At 62.4% G+C, this 20,079-nt stretch carries 17 protein-coding genes and 1 pseudogene; 12 read left to right on the top strand and 6 right to left on the bottom strand.

Going from position 1 to position 20,079, the window contains the following annotated elements:
• Positions 1–59: 59 nt before the first annotated feature.
• The 4 genes and pseudogenes from PI86_RS07710 to PI86_RS17685 all read right to left on the bottom strand — a co-directional run.
• Positions 60–1,403 carry a virulence factor gene (locus PI86_RS07710; protein ID WP_082012170.1) on the bottom strand — a complete coding sequence of 448 codons (1,344 nt, stop codon included), beginning with the start codon at positions 1,401–1,403 and terminating at the stop codon, positions 60–62.
• A 134-nt stretch (positions 1,404–1,537) separates the two neighbouring features.
• Positions 1,538–3,850 carry a T6SS effector phospholipase Tle3 domain-containing protein gene (locus PI86_RS07705; protein ID WP_082012169.1) on the bottom strand — a complete coding sequence of 771 codons (2,313 nt, stop codon included), beginning with the start codon at positions 3,848–3,850 and terminating at the stop codon, positions 1,538–1,540.
• Between the two features lie 19 nt (positions 3,851–3,869).
• Positions 3,870–4,415 (bottom strand): DUF2345 domain-containing protein, encoded by a 546-nt coding sequence (locus PI86_RS17690; RefSeq protein ID WP_039320550.1) that lies wholly within the window; start codon positions 4,413–4,415, stop codon positions 3,870–3,872.
• Positions 4,390–5,148, bottom strand: a pseudogene (locus PI86_RS17685) (contractile injection system protein, VgrG/Pvc8 family); the annotation flags it as partial. The gene PI86_RS17690 and the pseudogene PI86_RS17685, both read right to left, overlap by 26 nt.
• A gap of 1,040 nt (positions 5,149–6,188) precedes the next feature.
• On the opposite strand from PI86_RS17685, the gene PI86_RS07690 reads away from it, so the two are divergent.
• The 10 genes from PI86_RS07690 (at position 6,189) to PI86_RS07645 (ending at position 15,644) form a co-directional block, all read left to right on the top strand.
• Positions 6,189–7,439, top strand: a complete 1,251-nt coding sequence (locus tag PI86_RS07690; protein WP_039320546.1) for an MFS transporter — start codon at positions 6,189–6,191, stop codon at positions 7,437–7,439.
• A 138-nt stretch (positions 7,440–7,577) separates the two neighbouring features.
• Entirely contained in the window at positions 7,578–8,507 is a 930-nt protein-coding gene (locus PI86_RS07685; protein WP_039320544.1) for a LysR family transcriptional regulator, read from the top strand.
• A 114-nt stretch (positions 8,508–8,621) separates the two neighbouring features.
• A complete protein-coding gene (locus PI86_RS07680; protein WP_039320532.1) occupies positions 8,622–9,116 on the top strand; it encodes a hypothetical protein in 495 nt (164 codons plus the stop codon).
• A gap of 42 nt (positions 9,117–9,158) precedes the next feature.
• The gene (locus PI86_RS07675; RefSeq protein WP_014900395.1) at positions 9,159–10,178 is read left to right on the top strand and encodes a hypothetical protein; all 1,020 of its coding nucleotides are present in this window, start codon (positions 9,159–9,161) and stop codon (positions 10,176–10,178) included.
• A gap of 32 nt (positions 10,179–10,210) precedes the next feature.
• Positions 10,211–11,677: an aldehyde dehydrogenase family protein gene (locus PI86_RS07670; protein ID WP_039320530.1), complete on the top strand. Its 1,467-nt coding sequence runs from the start codon at positions 10,211–10,213 to the stop codon at positions 11,675–11,677.
• 7 nt (positions 11,678–11,684) lie between these two features.
• Positions 11,685–12,752 carry a maleylacetate reductase gene (locus tag PI86_RS07665; protein WP_039320528.1) on the top strand — a complete coding sequence of 356 codons (1,068 nt, stop codon included), beginning with the start codon at positions 11,685–11,687 and terminating at the stop codon, positions 12,750–12,752.
• A 28-nt stretch (positions 12,753–12,780) separates the two neighbouring features.
• Complete coding sequence (locus PI86_RS07660; protein ID WP_039320741.1) at positions 12,781–13,653, top strand: intradiol ring-cleavage dioxygenase; 873 nt, start codon at positions 12,781–12,783, stop codon at positions 13,651–13,653.
• Between the two features lie 5 nt (positions 13,654–13,658).
• Positions 13,659–13,970, top strand: coding sequence for a YciI family protein (locus tag PI86_RS07655; protein ID WP_039320740.1), 312 nt, complete (start codon positions 13,659–13,661; stop codon positions 13,968–13,970).
• A gap of 3 nt (positions 13,971–13,973) precedes the next feature.
• The gene (locus PI86_RS07650; protein WP_039320526.1) at positions 13,974–14,309 is read left to right on the top strand and encodes a Rieske (2Fe-2S) protein; all 336 of its coding nucleotides are present in this window, start codon (positions 13,974–13,976) and stop codon (positions 14,307–14,309) included.
• Positions 14,310–14,555: 246 nt separating this feature from the next.
• Positions 14,556–15,644, top strand: a complete 1,089-nt coding sequence (locus PI86_RS07645) for a porin (protein WP_039320524.1) — start codon at positions 14,556–14,558, stop codon at positions 15,642–15,644.
• Positions 15,645–15,689: 45 nt separating this feature from the next.
• Here PI86_RS07645 and PI86_RS07640 read toward each other — a convergent pair whose 3' ends face one another.
• Positions 15,690–16,349 carry a glutathione S-transferase family protein gene (locus PI86_RS07640; protein WP_039320521.1) on the bottom strand — a complete coding sequence of 220 codons (660 nt, stop codon included), beginning with the start codon at positions 16,347–16,349 and terminating at the stop codon, positions 15,690–15,692.
• A 119-nt stretch (positions 16,350–16,468) separates the two neighbouring features.
• Here PI86_RS07640 and PI86_RS07635 point away from each other — a divergent pair, with 119 nt between their 5' ends.
• Complete coding sequence (locus PI86_RS07635) at positions 16,469–17,284, top strand: AraC family transcriptional regulator (protein WP_039320518.1); 816 nt, start codon at positions 16,469–16,471, stop codon at positions 17,282–17,284.
• A gap of 162 nt (positions 17,285–17,446) precedes the next feature.
• The gene (locus PI86_RS07630; RefSeq protein WP_039320739.1) at positions 17,447–18,259 is read left to right on the top strand and encodes a hypothetical protein; all 813 of its coding nucleotides are present in this window, start codon (positions 17,447–17,449) and stop codon (positions 18,257–18,259) included.
• A 226-nt stretch (positions 18,260–18,485) separates the two neighbouring features.
• On the opposite strand, the gene PI86_RS07625 is transcribed toward PI86_RS07630, so the two are convergent.
• Positions 18,486–19,610 (bottom strand): hypothetical protein, encoded by a 1,125-nt coding sequence (locus PI86_RS07625; protein ID WP_039320516.1) that lies wholly within the window; start codon positions 19,608–19,610, stop codon positions 18,486–18,488.
• Positions 19,611–20,079: the final 469 nt, after the last annotated feature.

Raw genomic sequence — 20,079 nt, 5'->3', positions numbered from 1 at the left:
TCCTGTTGGTCGTTGTCGCGATCACGTTGACACGCAACGTGTCGACGTGCCGGCTTGCATCACCACGAATAGCCCTGCATGCCGTAGTCGGTATGGTGTCGACGTCCCCACCACGGCAGGTAGGCGTTGTTCCCGCCGCGTGCGCGGAACCAGTCCTTGGTCGGATCGATCGGCGTGAGCTTCGATGGCGGTATGACGACAACCGCCACGGGGTGGTCTGGATCGGTCGTGCCAGCGACCAATGCGTTACCGCCGAAGTGATTGATCCGGCCGATTGCGAGTGCAACGTCGGTCAATGCGCTGCCGGTTCCCATGTCGCCGAGTAGGGCGGCGGTGTTGAACGTCTGTTTCCGGTGGTCGTATTCCGGGAGGGTTTCGGTCAACGTTTGCGCGAGCGAAACGAGACGTGAGGACGAGGCGTCGCTGGGTGCACCTGCATCGTGGACGATGTAACTCAGGTCGGTGACCGCGACGCCGGCGTCGCGGGCCGCTTGGTCGATAGTTGCCTTCCATGCCTGCACGGCACGCGTCGTACCGACCTTCGGCGAAAAATCGAGCGTGTTGCCGGTTGCGGCCTTGCCGATCCACGCGAGCGGTTCGCGCTCGGTGGTGAAGTTCGGGCCGGCGAGGAACAGGACGACAAGGTTTTCGTTGATCTGCGCGTCGGTGGGCGGGAAGCTCGGTGCGTCCCAGTTCATCGCCCACACGGTCTTATTGGGGTTGGCTTGCAAGTAGTTCAACGCGTTGTTCAGCGACGTGAAGCCGGCGTTCGCACCACCTTGGGTGATTTGCACATCGGGAGGCGTGTCGCGACTCCAAAGTGTCTTGGGTGACGGCGGACCGATTTCGAAGTATTCGATGATCTCACCGGTCAAGTACTTCTTGGCTTCAATCGGATCAAGCTTTGAAGGTAGCGCGAACTCGATACGTATCCCGGCAAGTTCGCGCCAATCCGTGGAGTTTTCTGGCTTTACGGTGTAGAAGTATTTCGCATTTGCGAAATAGCGTGAGCGCAGCAACAGGAGAAATTTGTTGACGTACTTGTGATAGAAGCCCTTGAACGTCTCCGTTCCGCGGTTGCCGTATGCGATACCCGCTACCGATTGCAGGGTAGTGAATGACTTCGGATCGGTGCGAACCATATCGTCATTCTTGTTCGGTGCTGCAAGTCCTTGCGTCCACAACAATTGCCATTCTGTCGGATAGTCCATGCGTTGCAATGGATTCAACCAAATCATGCCGACGACCTGCGCGACGAATGGTTTCGCCGGCTGGTCGGCCGCTAGTTGTGCAATTCCCGTAGGCTCTCGAACAGGGGCGGCTTGTGCTGGACGCATCATGGCCGTGGTGAAGAGAAACACCATGAGCGCAGCTAGGCCAGGTACAACAACGAATCGTTTCATCCAATCTCCTATTTCCAAGTGGGCTGGGTCGGGTTGTTCTATGTGTGCCATCAGTGAGGCCATCAGAACGTTGGTGATTAGCCATACCGAAACAGCAATGGCGACACGTCGTGGCCATGTAGCAATCAGCGGCTTCATACGAAACCCCCGACCTTGAGATAGAACTCATCTTCACGTTCGTCTGTGATCGCGTCGGGAATCTTGCCTTCGCTGTCGTTGGCATGTACCCATTCGTGCATCGCTATGCGATCAAGATTTCCGCAGTCAAAGTACTTGGTGTATTTCTTGTTCGGGTTGGTATCGGGAATGCCGTCTCCCATCCTCCAATCCGCCTCAATCCGCAAGTCGTAGAGTTGATCGGGCGTCAAATAGCACAGGCCGATCGCCATGTCATACGCAAGCGCCTTTTCGGCGTGTTCGGGATTAGTCATCGTCGTCGAGTGGTTGGTCGGGCTATTGGTCGCGCCGCGATCGAGCCAATCGACAATCTGCTTGTCGCGCCATTCCTTGTAGCCGTCCGGCATCGCGCTTTTGCCATCCTCGCCAATCACATGGCCGTCGCCGTCGAGCCATTCGGTATTCAGCGTTCGACGCGCCTCCATCCGCATCAACGCGCGGTCCTCGTAACGCTGTCCGGCTTCGGTTTCTACCGTACCTTGCGCGACACTGTCCGCGTTCCTTGCCTTGTATTGGTCGTAGGGATCATCGGCTCGCTTGTCGGCATCGGCCTTGTTCGCGTCACGCCACGCGGCCGGCGGATCGTTGCCTTCGTTGAAGTCGCTTACGGCGCCACCGTCCTTCGTTTCGACGGGCTTGCCGAATCGCAATGCCTTCGGCGGGAATGGATCATCAAGTGCCGGCGCATCTGCCACCACCGTCCAGCCCTTCGGCGGATCGGCGTTCACGCGGAGCATGTTCAACGCCGAGCTGATCCCGGTCACGACGAACATGAACGGCGCGGTTGCCAGCGTCGCCGCCATCCCCAAAACACTTTCATTCCCTTTGAGCGCGCCAATGAGATTGAACTTGGCCGGCAGCGACGGCGGATACCAGAACCCCGGCTTCGTTCCTTGCTTGCCATGCCGCCAATCGTCCTCCCAGTATCGATATGGTTTCTGCACACCGACCGGAAAACCGGATGCGAACACGCGCTGCGTCAGGATGCCGGCCGCGCCGATATCGTCGAGTTCGTGCTTGCTGATCCCGCGCCAGCCGATGCCCTGAACTGTTACCGCCGAAATCACCTGATCGTGCGGACAGCAATACGCGGTGACGCGGCCATACGTCGATTCATTCAGGCCGTGCCGAGTGCGATCCTCTTGCGCCGCATAAGATCGGTTGCTCGTCGGCGATACCCGCTTGTTTTCCATGTCTTCATCGATCTTGTCAGCGGGCAGTTCGTTTGCTTTTCGGCTGCCGATGATCGATAGGAATTTGCCGAATGTCTTCGTGCGCGCCGCATAGGTCTGCCGTCCGCGCTGGCCGCTCGCGTCTTTCGTCGCGCGTTGCGACCACGTGTCCATGAACGTGTCGGATTTGTGCGGCCCGTCTGCGTTCGCGAGGCTAAATGGCGCATTGGCCAGCACGTAGGCGTCTGCCACGCAGTGGCCCTGGCGTCCCCACGGATCTTCGACATCAGCGAATGCGTCGCCGAAGAACGCCGCCGTGAGGCCCACGATGTTGCCTTGGCTGTGACACACGACGGTAATCGGTACGTCGGCCTGCATGCGTCGGATCGACTCGATCAACTTGGCAAGGCGCAAGGCCGCGAGCACGCCATACGCGCGCGGCGGCGCGCGATACAGCGGCCGATTGGTTGGATTGATGCCTTGCACCGTCATCCACCCCATGGTTCGATCATCCAGACCGCCGTGCCAGAGATCGGGCAGGCTTGCACAGCCGTTCGTGAACGGGCCTCCGCCCCAATAGTCCTTTTCGTTCAGAAAGATCTTGTCGCCATACTCCTTCAGTTCCGCCGCAGTCGCGCGATAGCCCCACCGGAAATGAATGACGGGCGAGAACGACGGATCAGGCTTGACGTAGTCGCCGGACCAAAGCTTCGGGTTGAGAAACCCATCCGGCGTCACACTCTCCGTGTACTTCGCCGGTGTCAACTGTCCAGCGTCGACGCCGTGATACATCATCTGGTCGTCCAGCCGCCCGAGCCGGCGATTAAGCCCTTTGCACAGCCCTTCCTCCGAGGCTTCGAACCATTCGCCTTCGGAATTCACCCCATGCACGAAGATCACGATACCGGGCAAGGGCATCTGCTTGACGCAGATAAGGCGTATGCCTTTCGTGAACCTCGTCACGCCTTCGCCCCGGCCGACCACGATCGGTGGCGGCTCAGGACGCGGTGCAACCGCGCCGGGCGCATCGTTTTTCACAGCGGGTTCGCCGATGGGCGAGTCCACTGTCGGTCGCGGATCGAGAATCGAATCGGTCATCCAGACTCCTGCACGTGCCTTAGACATTCTTCTTGATGAACTGCACCGCCAGCCTCTCGAACTGGTCGGTATCGACCGCCGGGAGTTCGCCCGCCGCGTCCGCCGTCAAGTCCGACAGCGCACCGGATGTCTTGTGAATCTGTCCGTCGAATCCCGGCGCTGCAATGCCGTCCGAAGCGCGAACCAGCTTAGGCACGCGATCAAGCGTGTCCTGACCAAACGCCGGCATGTCCGCGCTCATGCTTGCGGGCCCATCCCATGCATGACCCGCCGACTTCACCGTGAAGGTGCCGGGGCATCCCAACTCGATATCACCGCCGCGCAGCTTGAGATATGCACCGCCGGACGTAACGAGCACGACTTCATCACTCGCCGTGCCGACCAGCCTTCCGCCCGCCGCGGTCAATTGAATGTTCTTCGCCGATTCGACTTGCGTATCGTCGTTCTGCGATTGAATCGTGACCTTCCCCTGGTTCGCGATCGCGGACACGCCGTCGCTGTGCGCGAACATCGCGACGCCGCGGCCGGCATGCAGATTGATGCGCTCGCCGCTGGCGACCTGCACGTGTTGCTGCGCGATCTGGTCGATGAAGACGCAGCGTACTGGTCGGTGCCGCTCTCAGCCGATGCGGGTCATCGCAAAATGTGAGGGTGTGAATCGGCCGCTCGTCGGTCATGCTGCGCACGGCTCCGACCGGCTCGGCCTTCGCGAAGACCGTGATGCCTTCCCGACGCAGCAGACGCCGGATGAAGCAAGCGTCGGACTCGTTGACCTGCCGCGTGAGCTCGCGTATCGGATAGCGATCGGCCTGCAATGCGGACACGTCGAAATCGAATGCGCGCGCGAGTGCATAGCTGCGCATCTTCCACTCGTTCATCAGCGTCACCAGAATTTCGGTCACGCGGCGCGATCGGAACACGCGGGAGTTCGTGCGGCCGTCCATCAACGACAGGGCGTCGCACACGCGCAATTGATAGACGGTCAGCTCGCCGTCGGATTGACCGGTCTGCACTTCGCGCACGATTGCATTGATTGCTCGCGTGCCGCCGCGATCGGTCGTCAGCCGGACCGACACGGGCAAGCCGAGAAACAGCGCAGGCGACAGATGGTCGTGCGTGGACACGCAGGTCAGTATCCCGTCGATTCCCGTCATCAGCCCTTCGCGGATATCGGCGTGATGGAGTGCCAGCAGGTGACCGACCGCGCGTTGCGCCTGGCCGAAATGGAGATCGACTGGCCGCATGTTCCCGTCAATCACGCTAGACACAAATTCCCGGAATGTTTGTGCTATTGACATCGCCATAATCTCATTGTTGTTGTTATGAATTCGGACTTGTTCGAAATGGAATCTCGTTGCAATTAAGCGAATCGACTTGAAAATGCGGGGTGGAGAATATCAAGTCCATCCGTCTCAATAAATGAATTTTTATATCGAGATGGTATGGTGTGATGTTGGAAACAGTATTTTGCTTTCTCGATGATATTTTTGTTTTTGAAAGATATTGTATCGAAGGGCGGTGGTGGTCATCGTGGGCATGATCTGGCGGGCCATAGGGGTGTAGTGGCGGGAATTTCGCCAAATTTAATTAAATGAGGATGGTTCGGAATGGGATCTGTCTTATATCGAAACGAATGGCTGCACATTGCATTTTCGGAAAAGACGTGAATGGGATCGCGCTCGTGCTAGCCCCAGCCTTAGGCACATTGGCTTGTCTCCGATTTTGTCACTCGCCGCCTGCTGCTCCGTGAGTGGTTCTTTTCCGGCTGGATTCGCGATAAATAAACGGTTGGGGACAGAACGCTATTCGCGAATCGGCACGGGAGGCGTGATGCGTTCGAAAGAGAAACAAGGGGCAGATGCGTTGCCGCTCGCCAACGTCGGGCAGTACGACGAGGCGGTGGGTCGCTGCGATGCGGCAATGCGCATCAGTTGGCCCGCATTGAGTACCGCTGACGTTGCCGAGTCATCTGCATGAAGCGCGCAAATGGCGCCCTGCACCCGCGCCCATGATGTCTATGAGGGATTCCCCCGTCACCCGCGAATGAGTGCCACTTCGACGCTGCACCCGCTAGCGCAGCGCTTCTCCATCGACACTTCCCGCCTTTCACGCCCGATTATTTGCGTTTCGCGAATGGCGCGTTCGCCGGTTGTTCCATACCCGATCCGCAGCCGCGCACCTATCTTTCGGGCGTCGGCTGATTGAATTCGACGCCTGCAACCGCAAAGGCGGCCGCCACTTCCTCGCGACTCAGGTCGCGTCGCACACAAAGACATCGGATCTGGCGCATGCACGGACGCTCCGGCGCGTGCAGGCGGACCAATCCACGGAGACGGAAATGAAAGCAAACGAGTGGGATACCTCCTATGAGTGGAAGGCGGTGACGCTGCTGGCGCTCGGCTTCGGGCTGGTCGGCCTCGACCGCTGGCTCATCGCACCGCTGTTCCCTTCGATCATGAAGGACTTGCACCTGACCGCGCAGGACGTCGGCAACTGCATCGGCGTGCTCGGCCTGTCGTGGGGCATCTTCGCGGCGCTGATGGGCGGCATCTCCGACAAGGTCGGCCGCCGCAAGGTGCTGATCCCGGCCATCGTCGCGTTTTCGCTGCTGTCGGGCTTCTCGGGGCTCGCGGGCGGCCTGCTCGGCCTGATCGCGATCCGCGGGCTGATGGGCGTCGCGGAGGGCTCGTTCTGCCCGACGAGCTTCGCAGCGACCGCCGACGCGTCGCATCCGCGGCGGCGCGGCCTGAACCTCGGGCTGCAGCAAAGCGGCTTCGCGCTGTTCGGGCTGGCGCTGTCGCCGATCATCGCGACCCAGCTGCTCAGCTTCGTGTCGTGGCGCTGGGTGTTTGCGCTCGTGGCGATTCCCGGGCTGATCCTCGGCGCGATCATGTTCTTCGTGATTCGCGAACCGAAGCGCACGCAGGAGGTCGTGTCGGAACACGCGCCGGCTTCGCTCGGCCATGTGCTCAAGAGCCGCAACATCCTCGTCGCGATGGCCGCGCTGTGCTGCGCGATGACCGGCGTATTCGTGCTCGGCGCGCTGCTGCCGCTGTACCTGACGGATTACCTGGCGCTCGGCACGCAGAAGATGGGCCTGGTGGTGTCGGCAATCGGCTTCGGCGGCTTTCTCGGGCAGTTCGGCTTGCCAGGCCTGTCCGACCTGGTGGGGCGCCGCATCGCGAGTATCGTGGGCTTCGTCGGCACGGCGGTAATGCTCTACATTTTCCGCGGCCTCGGCCCGCAGCCGATCGCACTGTTCGTTGTCCTGTTCGTCGCGTCGTTCTTCACGCTCGGCCTGGTGTCGCTGCTGTCGGGCCCGGTGGCGACCGAAGCCGCACCCGTCGGCCTCGTGTCGACCTCGATCGGCGTGGTGGTCGGCGTCGGCGAGATCTTCGGCGGCGGCATCGCGCCGGCGATGGGCGGCTATGTCGCCGCGCACTTCGGGATCCAGAACATCCTGTGGCTGCCGATGGGTGCGGTCATGCTGGGCATCGTGGTCAGCATGCTGCTGCGGGAAACCGCACCGGCCGTGCTGCAGCGCCGGGTGGGCATGCAGCCGGAGCTCACGGCGGGCAAGCAGCAGTAACGTGCCGCCCGGTCGTACCCGCGCCCGGCGGCCGGTGAGATTGACACCTGTCAGGTGACAGTGTGACGCTTTCGGCGTGACCCAACCGACCGGCAGGTGCGGTTAGACTGCCAGTTTCGCATTCAGGATGGGCGCGGTATGGACCGGTTTCTGAGCATCGAGGCATTCGTCAGAGTCGCCGAGGCGAGCAGTTTCGCGGAAGCCGCGCGGCAGCTTGGCGTGACCAGTTCGGTCGTGACGAACCGCATCCAGCAACTGGAGAAGTTCGTCAACGCGCCCTTGTTCCATCGCAGCACGCGCCACGTGCGCTTGTCGGAAGTCGGCGAGACGTTCTACCGCGAGTGCGCCGAAGTGGTCGGGCGGGTCAACGAGCTGACCGACCAGATGCGCGAGCTGCGCGCGACACCGACCGGGCGGCTGCGGATCCAGATGCTGCCCGGTTTCGCGCTCGATCACTTCGGCGTGCCGCTCGCCGAATTCAATCGCCGCTATCCGGGCATCCAGCTCGACATCATCGTCAATGACCGTGTCGTGGACCCTGTCGAAGAAGGGTTCGACATCGCGTTCCAGATCTTCCCGCCGATTTCCGAGTCGCTGATCGAGCGGCGACTGTTCGTGGTGCGGCGCCTCTTCTGCGCGTCGCCCGCGTACCTCGACGCGCATGGTGCGCCACAACATCCACGCGAATTGCTGCAGCACACCACGGCGTTGTATTCGGGCTATCCGTCGCGTAACCGCTGGACCATGACGCGCGGCGACGAAGTCGTCGAAATGGAGCTGCCGGGCATGATCCGCTCGAACTCCGTGCACCTGCTGCGCGAGTACGCGCTGACCGGCGGCGGCGTCGTGTGCCTGCCCACGCTGGTCGCGAGCGAAGCGCTCGTCGCGGGCCGGCTGGTGCCGATCCTGACCGAGTTCCAGCTTGCGCCGCTGAGCTTTGCAGCGGTGTATCCCGCAACGCAGCGACAGGCGTTGAAAGTAAAGGCCCTGGTCGAATTCCTCGTCGAATACATCGGTGAAGAGTCGCCGTGGGACCTTCCGCTGCTGGAGCGCGGCTGGGTCCGTTGAGCGGGGCGATTATTCGCGAAACGCAAATGCCGTAGTCGCGGTCCGTTGCCTTGTTGAGGGGCCCCCGTGCCCCTAAAGTTGAATCCAACAAGCGGTTCAACTCAGGAGACAGCAATGACCGACACGGCATTCCACACCGTCTTTGGCTCGCTCGACGGCTACACGAAGGGCGAGATCGAAATCACCAGCGGCAGCGCGCAGCACTACGCCTTCTCGAACGTTTTCGAGGTGGCAGCGAAGTCGGCCCCCTACGAAAAAGTCGTCGCCGGCAAGAACCTCGAATACGTGATCGAAGTGCTGCGGACCGACGGCCAGTCGCCGTGGTTCGCGTGCGCACACGACGAGTTCGCGATCCAGATGGACGGCGAAGTCCGCATCGAATTCATCAAGCTCGACAACCCGCCGACCACCGGTCGCGGCACCGTGAGCGCCGGCCTGGAGCCGGCGGGCCGCGAGATGGGTTACGTCGTCCTGCGCAAGGGGCACCAGGCGCTGTTGCCGGCCGGCTGCGCGTATCGCTTCGCCGCCAGCAAGCCGGGCGTCGCGCTCGTGCAGACCGTGCTCGGCGAACTGTCCGTCGAGAAGTGGGCCGACATCTGCCTGCACTGATCCATCCGACCGCCCCCATTCGAATATTCCAGGAGACACGTTATGGCCACCCTCGAGACCCTCGATCTTTCCGCAGGCTTTGCCGCCGATCTGGTGCAAGCCACGGAAGCCGATGCCGTCACCGGTTACCGCCGCTTCCAGCTCGGCGAGTTCGCGTTCCAGCGCGACGAGTACTTCGTGAAAATCAGCTGGCCGGCAAAAGGCCAGACGCGCACGCATGCGATGCCCGCGGACGCCTTCCTGCGCGCGATGATGCGCGACGTGGCGTGGGGCTTCTTCTACGGCTGGGTGAATTTCGATCACGTGTTCGGCACGCGCAATCACTACGGCAAGGTCGACATGTATGCGGGCACCTTCAACGGCATCCTGAAGGAAGCCGGCGTCGACTACACCGAGACCTTTGAAACGCCGCTCATCATGGCGACCTTCAAGGCGATGCTGCATGACTGGACCAACGAAGGATTCGATCCGTTCGCGGCGCCCGAGGAAACCGGCACGGCGTTCGGCCGCAAGCACGGCGAGAACGGCTCGGCGATCGAACGCACGCGCATCGCGACGCGCCGCATGCCGGGCCTCGAAGGCGACTCGCCGCTGCGCGACGAGCTGCCGGTCAACCGCGCGTTCCTCGACGTCGGCCAGGACGAGCCGGAAGTGCATGTGAAGCCGGGCTTCGAAGGCGAACTGCACGCGTTCAACCTGTTCAAGTACCTGTCCCGCTCGGACGTCACGTGGAATCCGTCCGTCACCTCCGTGTGCGGGCGCAGCCTGTTCTGCCCGACCACCGAGGAATTCATCCTGCCGGTGTTTCACGGCAACGACCGCGTCGAATGGTTCCTGCAGCTGTCCGACGAAATCGTGTGGGACATCGGCGACAAGAACACCGGTGCGCCGCGCGCGCGCATCACGATGCGGGCCGGCGACATTTGCGCGATGCCCGCCGACATCCGGCATCAGGGCTACTCGACGAAGCGTTCGATGCTGCTGGTCTGGGAAAACGCGACGCCGAACCTTCCGCAACGATACGAGAGCGGCGAGCTTGCGCCGTATCCGATCGCGTTCTAAGCAGCGCTTCCGCAAAAATTCGAGGACGATTCATGCAAACCCAACTCTTCATCGACGGGCGCTTCGTTGACGCCGTCGACCGCGGCACGATCGACGTGCTCAATCCGCACGACGGCTCCCTGATCACCAAAATTGCCGCCGCCACCGCGGCGGATGTGGATCTCGCCGTCGAAGCCGCCGCCCGCGCGTTCCCGACATGGTCGGCCATGCCGGCGGCCGAGCGCGGCCGGCTGCTGCTGCGCCTCGCCGATGCCATCGAGGCCAACGCGGAGGAACTCGCGCAGCTCGAATCGCTGGACACCGGTCACCCGATCCGCGATTCGCGTGCGCTCGACGTGCCGCGCACGGCAGGCTGCTTCCGCTACTTCGGCGGCATGGCCGACAAGCTGCAGGGCTCGGTGATTCCCGTCGAAACCGGCTTCCTGAACTATGTGCAGCGCGCGCCGATCGGCGTCGTCGGCCAGATCGTGCCGTGGAATTTCCCGCTGATGTTCACGAGCTGGAAGATGGGCCCGGCGCTGGCCGCGGGCAACACGGTCGTGCTCAAGCCGTCGGAAATCACGCCGCTGTCGACGTTGCGCATCGTCGAGCTGATGGCCGAGGTCGGGTTCCCGGCGGGCGTCGTCAATATCGTCCCCGGTTACGGGCATACGGCCGGCCAGCGGCTCGCCGAACACCCCGGCGTCGGCAAAATTGCGTTCACCGGTTCGACGGCGACGGGCCGCCGGATCGTCGAGGCCTCGCAGGGCAACCTGAAGCGCGTGCAGCTGGAACTGGGCGGCAAGGGCGCGAACATCGTCTTCGACGATGCGAACCTCGATGCGGCCATCAACGGTGCCGCATGGGCGATCTTTCACAACCAGGGGCAGGCGTGCATCGCGGGTTCGCGTCTCGTGCTGCACGAACGCATCGCGGATGAGTTCCTCGAGCGCTTCGTGTCGCTGGCTTCGTCGATTCGCGTCGGCAATCCGCTGGACCCGGACACCGAGATGGGCCCGCTGACGTCGAAGCAGCACCTCGATCGCGTGCTGTCGTTCGTCGACGTCGCGCGCGAGCAGGGTGGCCGCGTGCTCGCGGGCGGCAGCGCGCCGCAGGAGCCGGCGCTGGCCAACGGCTACTACGTGCGCCCGACCATCATCGAAGCGAAGAGCGCGGCCGACCGGGTTGCGCAGGAGGAAGTGTTCGGGCCGTTCGTCACCGTGCTGCGCTTCGGCAGCGACGAGGAAGCGCTGGCGATCGCCAACGCGACCGAATACGGGCTCGGCAGCGGCCTTTGGACCAACGACCTGTCCCGCGCGCACAGGATGGCGTCTAAAATCGACGCAGGCATGTGCTGGATCAACTGCTACAAGCGCGTCAATCCGGGCAGCCCGTTCGGCGGCATCGGGAAGTCAGGCTACGGCCGCGAGATGGGTTTCGAGGCGATGCACGACTACACGGAAGCGCGCTCGGTGTGGGTCAACGTCGACGGCAAGGTGCCGCCGCATTTCAAGCGCTGAGGCCGCAATGGAGCGCTTCGTCTATCAGGGAACCCCTTCCCGCGTGGTGTTCGAATGGGGGGCGCTCGAACGCTTGCCGGACGAGCTGTCCACGCTCGGCGCGCAGCGGGCGCTGATTCTGTCGACGCCCGAGCAGCAGTCGCTCGCCGAACGCGTCAGAAGCGTGCTCGGCGAGCGTGCGGCCGGCGTGTGCGCGCAGGCCGTGATGCACGTGCCGATCGAGGTTGCACGTGCCGCACGCGAGATGGCCGCCGAGCTGGGCGCGGACTGCTGCGTCGCGATCGGCGGCGGCTCGACGATCGGGCTCGGCAAGGCGATTGCGCTCGAGTCGTCGCTGCCGATCCTCGCCGTGCCGACCACTTACGCAGGCTCGGAGATGACGCCGATTTTCGGCCTCACGGAAGGCCGGCTGAAGCGCACCGGGCGCGATGCTCGCGTGCTGCCGCGCACGGTGCTCTATGACCCGTCCCTGACGCTGTCGCTGCCGCCGGGGATTTCGGCGGCTTCCGGCGTCAATGCGATGGCGCACGCCGTCGAAGCGCTCTATGCGGAAGATGCGAACCCGGTGATCAGCCTGATGGCGGAAGAATCGATTCGTGCGCTCGGCGAGGCGCTGCCCGCCATCGTCCGCACGCCAGACGATCGCGAGATGCGCAGCCGCGCGCTGTATGGCGCATGGCTCGCCGGCACTTGTCTGGGCGCGGTCGGCATGGCGTTGCACCACAAGCTCTGTCATACCCTGGGCGGCACCTTCAACCTGCCGCACGCGCAGACGCACGCCGCGATGTTGCCGCATACCGCACACTACAACCATGCCGCGGCGCCCGACGCGCTGCGACGGGTTGCGCGGGCGCTGGGTGGTACCGACGCGGCCGATGCCGGCCCGTTGTTGTTCCGGTTGAATCAGCAGCTCGGCTTGTCGGTGGCGCTCGCCGACATCGGGATGCCGGAAGCGGGCCTCGACGAGGCCGCCGACCTCGCATGCCGGAACCCTTACGCGAATCCGCGCCCGATCGAGCGCACGGCCATTCGTGAACTGTTGCAGCATGCGTGGGAAGGGCGCGAGCCGCATTGAGCGGCCGAATGCATCAAAGGAGACGAACGTGACGAATGTTCATCATGACGGTGACGCCCGGCTGACCGAGCAGGTCGTTGCCAGCTTCGACGGTACGCCGGATCCGCGCTTGCGCGTGCTGATGCAGAGCCTCGTGCGGCATCTGCATGCGTTTGTCCGTGAAACGGAGCTGACCGAGGCCGAGTGGATGGCGGCGATTCGCTTCCTGACCGAAACCGGGCAGATGTGCGACAACGTGGTGCGGCAGGAATTCATCCTGTTGTCGGACACGCTGGGCGTGTCGATGCTGGTCGATGCGATCAATCATCGCTTCGCCACCGGCGCGACGGAAACGACCGTATTCGGCCCGTTCTACATCGAGGGCATGCCCGACCGCGCGTATGGCGAGAACATGGCGTTCACGCCCGGCACGCCGGTCGTCGTGCATGGTCGCGTGCTCACCACCGACGGCGCGCCGGTGCAGGGCGCCGTGCTCGACGTGTGGCAGACCGCGGACAACGGCATGTATTCCGGGCAGGACCAGGAACAGCCGCATGGCAATCTGCGCGGCCGCTACCGGACCGATGCCGAAGGCCGCTATGCGATCACGACGATTCTGCCGGTCAGCTATCCGATTCCGACCGACGGCCCGGTCGGGACGATGCTCGATGCTACCGGCCGCCATCCGTGGCGGCCCGCGCATCTGCACTTCATGATCGACGCGCCGGGCTACCGCAAGCTCGTCACGCATCTGTTCGACGAGGAGGACGCGTATCTGAAATCGGATGCCGTCTTCGGCGTGAAGCCGTCGCTGATGGTCGCCTATCGCCCGCGCGCGGCAGATGACGAACTCGCGCGTCGGGTCGGACTGAGCGGCCCGTATCGCGAAGCGACGTATGACTTCGTGCTCGACCGGAGTTGATCGACATGCCTCAATTTTTCGCGGTGTTTGCTACGGACCAGCCCGGGATGCGCGACGTGCGCGACCGCGTGCGGTCGACTCATCGGAACTACCTGCGTTCCGCCGCGCAGCACGGCGTGTATGTGCGGCTCGGCGGGCCGACGCTCGACCCGCAGGGCGATGCGATGAACGGCACCCTGCTCGTCATCGAGGCCGACGATATCGATGCCGTGATGCAGTTCGTCGGAAACGATCCGTATGTGAAGGAAGGATTGTTCTCACGGGTGGAAGTTCGTCCGTGGGACTGGAGCCTCGGCAACCCCGAGCGGAGAGTGTGAGTCATGGGTGCCACGCAACTCTGTCGCTTCTCGGATGTGCCCGACGGCGGGGCATGGGTCGTCGATGAAGCGTGTATCGGACGGCCCGTCATCGTCGTGCGGCGTGGCGAGCAGGTGTGGGCGTATGTCAATCGTTGCCCGCATTTCTCGGTTCCGCTCGATTTCGTGCCGGGCAATGTGTCCTGCTATCGGTCCCAGGTGCTGATGTGTGCGCATCACAGCGCGCTGTTCCGGTTCGACGATGGTGTGTGTATCGACGGGCCGTGTTCGGGTGCCGGACTGGAAGCCGTCGCGGTCGAGGTGGATTCGGCGGATTGGGTGATTTGTCGAGGTGCTTGATCCGGACGGTGCGGTTGACCACGGGTATTCGGGTCATGCGGTAATCGCTTCAGGTTGGATGCAATCGAGAATGAGCGGCGTTTAATCCGTTCCATTCAATCAGTAAAACTAATTAAGTTATCGTTTTTCAAACCCGGATAAAAACGAAGCCGGGCTGGGGAAGTTGTTGTTTTACGCAGCATAGGGCGAGTACCTGCGAGACAGTGGGCGCCCGGTTCGCATTGACGGAAAAAAGACGGAGACACAATGAAACTCAGGTTTGGAGTTGTCGCGATGCTTGCCATCGCGCAGGGTGCGTACGCACAGAGCAGCGTGACCATGTTCGGTCTGATCGACAGCGGTATCTCGTATGTCAGCAACGAGGGCGGAGGGAAGAACGTCAAGTTCGACGACGGCATCTTCACCCCGAACCTGTTCGGCTTCCGCGGCACGGAAGACCTCGGCGGCGGATATCACGCGACGTTCGCGCTCGTGAACCAGTTCTCGATGGCGAACGGCGCCATCATCGGGACCGGAATCTTCGGGCGCAATGCATACGTGGGCATCGAGAGCGACCGGTTCGGCAGCGTCAGGCTGGGGAATCAATACGACTTCATGGTGGATTCCCTGTTTGCGAAGGGGAATGCGATTTCGATGGATCTCTCGGGGCTGTACGGGTTCCGGAATGGTCCGTTTCAGCGGCTTGCGCTTCCGGGTAATCCGACCGGCGCGTTCGACTGGGATCGCACGGCAGGCAGCAAGCCGGTTGCGAATTCGGTCAAATACAGTTCGCCGACGATCGCGGGGTTTTCCGGCGGTGTGATGTATGCGTTCGGCGGCGTGGCCGGTTCCGTCGGCGCGGACAATACCGTGAGTGCCGGGTTGAACTATGACGTCGGCGCGTTCGGGATCGGCGCGGCCTATACGAACGAGAAGTACGGTCCGGCGCCCGGTACGCCGTCGACCAGTGTGCGCAACTGGGGCGTCGGGATGCACTATGACTTCGGTGCGGTGACTGCGAAGGCGTTGCTGACTACCGTGCGCAATTCGTTCAACGACGCCGCCGTGTGGATGGCCGAAGCCGGTGGCGTGTGGCGGATCAGGCCGGACGTCTTTCTCGGCGCGAAGTACATGTACATGAAGGGCAACGAGGCCGTGAACGACAACCATGCGCATCAGGTCAGCGTCGCGCTGCAATACCTGTTGACGAAGCGGACGATGGTTTATGTGTCCGCGGATTATCAACGTGCGAACAGCGGCGCGAACGCGCAGATCAACGGTGTGCTCGATCCGAATGGGGCGTCGAGTTCAGCGAGCCAGGCGGTGGCGCGGGTCGGGGTGCATACGATGTTTTGACCGGGAGGCGGGCGGAACTTGCGTCGAGGTCCGCCCTGCACCGGACTACCTGGCAGCTGCGGCTGCCGCTTTGGCCTTGTCCTGTTCCGCCGCCAGCGCCGCATCTGCCGCCTGCGCGCGCTGGATGGCCGGGCGAGCAAGCACGCGGTCGATATAGGCGCGAATGCGCGGCGTCTCGGGTACCAGCTTGAACATCGTGGTCCAGTTCAGCGCCGAGCCCCACAGCACATCGACCGCCGTAAAGCGCTCGCCCAGCAGGTAGGGCCCCTTCGCCAGTTGTGCATCGATCGCGCTGATGACGGCATCGAAGTCGCCGTAGGGCGATGTGGAATAGGCGGCGGGCGGGCGATTCATCGAGCGGTCGACGATGGCCGGCTCCAGGCACGAACCATAGAACGTCATCCAGCGCAGATACGGTCCACGCAGCGAATCGCCCGGCGCCGGCGACAGGCCGGCCTCCGGATACAGTTCCGCCGCGTACATGTAGACGGCAGCCTGCTCGGTGACGATCACGTCGCCGTGGCGCAGTGCGGGAACCTTGCCCATCGGGTTGATGGCGAGGTAGTCGGGTTCATGGTGTTTCCCGGCGGAGAGATCGAACGCGTGCAGTTCATAGTCGGCGCTCAGTTCCTCGAGCAGCATCCGCGCGCCGGCCGATCGGCTGCGCGGAGAGTGGTACAGGGTCAGGTGACGGTCTTGCGGCATCGCGGGCTCCGGAGTGCGTGCGGGACAGGTATGCCAATGTAGGACGGTCGCGGGGCGCCGTCTTGGAAAAATCCGCTGCGGCGGTGCATCATTACGCAGTCACCTCAACGGTTTGTCCTATGGCCGATTTGCGTAACGTGACCGACACGCCCAAAGGCGTCGTCGGCCCGAAAGCCATCAATCAGCGCTTCCGCCTGAATCGCTATCACCCGTGTGCCGAACTGGCCGGGGTGCTGGATCACCACTGGATCGTCGAATGGGATCTGCGCGACCAGCCGCCATATGTGCAGCGCACGCTGCCGTATCCGTGCGTGAATCTGGTGTTCGATCGGCGGCAGACGGGGATCTTCGGTGTGGTGTCGGGCGCGTTCGAGACGACGTTGGCTGGGGCGGGGCGGGTGATCGGTTTGCGGTTCCGGCCGGGGGCGTTTCGCGCGTTCTTCGGCAAGCCGGTGCATTTGTCGACGGACAAGGTGCTGCCGGTGTCTACGCTGCTCGACTGTGGCGATTCTGAAGCCGAAGACGCGGTGCTCGGTGCCGCGGATGACGCCGGGATGGTGGCGGCGGCGGAGGCGCTGCTGTTGCGGGTGCGGCCGCCGGCCGATCCGCAGGTCGAGCGCATTCATGTCATCTTGCAGATGCTGCAGCAGGACATCGGGCTCACGCAGGTGCGTGATCTGGCCGAACGTGCGGGGTTGAGCGAGCGCACGCTGCAGCAGCTCTTTTCCGACTATGTGGGGGTGACGCCGAAGTGGGTGATTTGTCGCTACCGCCTGCATGAGGCTGCCGACAAGCTCGCCGGCGGCGAGCCGGTCGATCTCGCGGAACTGGCTCAGGCGCTCGGGTATTTCGATCAGGCGCATTTCACGCGCGATTTTCGCAAGCTGGTGGGGAAGGCGCCGGCGGAGTACCGGCGGGAGGATCGGCAGGGCTGAGGTTGCGGGTTAGTCTGCCCGTTGACCTGCTGCCGGGCGGACCACGAACCTACGATGGGGCGCGCCGGCCATCGGTGAATTTCAAACAGCGGGTGCGTTGCCGATCATTCCGCCCTATAGTGCTTGTCGTTGACCGATCTGCAAGCAAATCAGGAGTTCGTCGTGTTTCACCGGAAATCCAAGTTGGCTCGTTCGAACTTCGTGCGCGTCGTCGCCCTGACGATGATGCTGGCGCCAGTCGCGACGCATGCAGAGGCGGAGGCTGCCGACGGCACGACGCGCGTCGCGCCCGCTGTCACTCACGACACGTCACCCGCACGACCGATTGCCGGCGACGACCCGGTTGCCATTCGGGATGTCCTGAAGAAGCAGCACTTCAGCATCGTCCCGCCGTCCTTGAGCGACCGGGTTCGCGGCCTGGTCTCGAACGCGGCCGACCGGCATGTGCCGAATCCCGACCTGGCGGCCGTCGATCTGGATCGTGACGTGACGTTCGTGGTGCCGGTGCGGTACGGGCTGAGGTACCGATCACAGCGGCACCTGTTGACGCTGGACGTCGACCTGTTCGACGCAGAGCGCGACGACCGGACGGGCATCCTGCTCAGAAAGGTCATCACGGGGCCACGAGGGCGAGGGCTCGTGATCGCCCCCGAAGCGAAGGCGAAGGGGTACATCCAGCAGGTCGACATCATCGAACTCGAACCCGGGCAAGGCAAAAAGACCACGGTTCGTAGCCGCATGCGGGTTTCGCCCGCCGTGTACGCCCAAACGCATGGCGACTTCGCACTCGTTTTTTCCGGGCGCCTGGTTCGGCCTTACCTGACCGAACAAAACGAGCATGTCGATCCGAGCATTGACGAGCCGACGGACATTACGACCCGAATCTCTACTTTGCACATGGATATTCATGCCATCTCGCTGGTAAGTCCGTCGAGCGGTGTCGTGCTGTCGAAGAAGCTGCGGTTGTCGAAGTAGGGTTTTTCTTTTACGAGGCGATGGTCGGATTTTCTCCTCGAAAACGGGCGATCTTAAGTCGCAGGATTAGATGCATTTAAGTGCAAATGCCCCTAATGGAAACGCTAAGACATTCGCCTCGCCTTCGGACAGCGTTGCGTGCAGCACCTCAAGCTTTTGCCAAGCGCTGGAAAATCTCGGCCGTTACCTTGATATCCGGTTGCCACGCGCAACGCACCAGGAAAAGTCAGTCTTCGTTGTATTTAAGGGTTGCTGGGTCACTGTTTCTGAAGATCGGATACCACGGCTGCTGCAGCGGGCCGCCGGCGGAGTTGGACTTGACGATGATGTCGCACGGCACCGGCGTTGTCGTTGCCGTCGTACTGCAACGCCACACCTGACCAGTCGTCGTAGAGTCGCCGCCAGTGATGGGGATATACAGCGTGTTGTGCGGCCCGAGAACAATTGCCTGTGCAAAGGCTCTGGCTCCGGGCGGCGTCGATAACGGAATTTCCGAGATGCGGGTTCCCGTCTTGCTATCGAGCTCGAGGATTCTATCGCTATCGTTCGGGTTCGCACGGAAGCTCGCGACCCACAAGTGGCCTGCGTTGTCGAAGACCAGACCCTCAGGACGATGGAGGTCCGGAACGGTGGCATTTGAGGCGAACACGTCAACGAATTTGCCATTGGTGGCATTGAAACGCAGGATGTAGCCGGTCACCGGGTTGAAGAGCGGGTCGGTCGGGGTGTCGAGGCAACCCGATGCCGAGACGTACAAGAGACCGTCAGGGCCAAATACAACGCCGCGCGGATGAAACACATCGGTGAACACCTTAGGGTCCGGCGTGAGACTGCCGACAAACGCGCCATTACTGTTATATTCTTTCACATTGCCGGCCGCGCACCCGTTCCCCCCGACGATATCCGCCACGTAATATTGATTACCTGGCCCTCCGCGCACGATGCCGCGCGGCGCAAAAGGTGCGTGTCGGTCGCTCGAGGCGACAAGCTTGCCAACAAATGTGCCTCTGTCGTCAAAGCGCAGAATCTCGCCGGATGCGGTGGCGTTCAAATTCTGGTTGACGACCACGAGTTGCCCATCCGTAAAAATCATCCCCCTGGGCCCGTCCAGCCCGGCAGCCGCAGGGGCAACAAATGAGTCAACATAGGCTCCGCTTGCATCGAACTGCTTGACGGAATTGTCCCCCGCGTCGCCGATGAACAGTGACTGCGCTCGCGCCGAGGGGCCTACCGAAAACGCACTGAATACCACCGCTGACAGCAAGATCGCGCGCGATGCCGAACGATACGTTAAACGAAATGTTGTTCGCAAGGAACCACTGCGTGAAGAAACACCAGAGCATGCAAACATTTGATACCTCCATTTGGTGTTAGCCACTTCGGGTGGGCAACAAGGCAATACAAAGGCAAGTTCGCTACGTAAAGTGTCCTATCCTCCGTTTGCAGGCGTAGACGAAGCCGAATCGTTGACAACTGCTCCGTCGGGACCTGCGTTGACACCGCCGCATGCGGTCAATACCGTTGCGACCCATATGACGAATGCTGTTGCTTGAGATGCTCTCTTAAAAAATGAGAGCCAATCCTTCATGGCGTGCTCCCAATGAGCAGAAGGGAAACATTGATGAGTTATTCCTCGCCCGAAGAAAGCGCATGGTTGCCCGCGAGGAGTCGGCTGCTTTCAAGAAACGCGCAGGGGGCGTGGTAAGGTCGTCGCGCGTCGGGAAAAGCGATTTCATAATGGCCTCCTCAGAGGCAGTGCGTGTTGCGCATCGAGCAAGTGGCTTTCACCGAGGCCTTCAGGATCCGGGATCCCAATGCCT

The sequence above is a fragment of the Burkholderia sp. A9 genome, assembly GCF_000801975.1.
The sequence above is the reverse complement of the archived record's forward strand: the minus strand, read 5'-3'. Positions and strand labels throughout refer to the sequence as shown.

Coding starts and splice junctions, on each gene's coding strand:
- PI86_RS07685 (WP_039320544.1), top strand. CDS start 7,578: ATGGACCGGTTTCTGAGCATCGAGGCATTCGTCAGAGTCGCCGAGGCG.
- PI86_RS07690 (WP_039320546.1), top strand. CDS start 6,189: ATGAAAGCAAACGAGTGGGATACCTCCTATGAGTGGAAGGCGGTGACG.
- PI86_RS07645 (WP_039320524.1), top strand. CDS start 14,556: ATGAAACTCAGGTTTGGAGTTGTCGCGATGCTTGCCATCGCGCAGGGT.
- PI86_RS07655 (WP_039320740.1), top strand. CDS start 13,659: ATGCCTCAATTTTTCGCGGTGTTTGCTACGGACCAGCCCGGGATGCGC.
- PI86_RS07650 (WP_039320526.1), top strand. CDS start 13,974: ATGGGTGCCACGCAACTCTGTCGCTTCTCGGATGTGCCCGACGGCGGG.
- PI86_RS07625 (WP_039320516.1), bottom strand. CDS start 19,610: ATGTTTGCATGCTCTGGTGTTTCTTCACGCAGTGGTTCCTTGCGAACA.
- PI86_RS07640 (WP_039320521.1), bottom strand. CDS start 16,349: ATGCCGCAAGACCGTCACCTGACCCTGTACCACTCTCCGCGCAGCCGA.
- PI86_RS07675 (WP_014900395.1), top strand. CDS start 9,159: ATGGCCACCCTCGAGACCCTCGATCTTTCCGCAGGCTTTGCCGCCGAT.
- PI86_RS07680 (WP_039320532.1), top strand. CDS start 8,622: ATGACCGACACGGCATTCCACACCGTCTTTGGCTCGCTCGACGGCTAC.
- PI86_RS07705 (WP_082012169.1), bottom strand. CDS start 3,850: ATGACCGATTCGATTCTCGATCCGCGACCGACAGTGGACTCGCCCATC.
- PI86_RS07665 (WP_039320528.1), top strand. CDS start 11,685: ATGGAGCGCTTCGTCTATCAGGGAACCCCTTCCCGCGTGGTGTTCGAA.
- PI86_RS07670 (WP_039320530.1), top strand. CDS start 10,211: ATGCAAACCCAACTCTTCATCGACGGGCGCTTCGTTGACGCCGTCGAC.
- PI86_RS07635 (WP_039320518.1), top strand. CDS start 16,469: ATGGCCGATTTGCGTAACGTGACCGACACGCCCAAAGGCGTCGTCGGC.
- PI86_RS07710 (WP_082012170.1), bottom strand. CDS start 1,403: ATGAAACGATTCGTTGTTGTACCTGGCCTAGCTGCGCTCATGGTGTTT.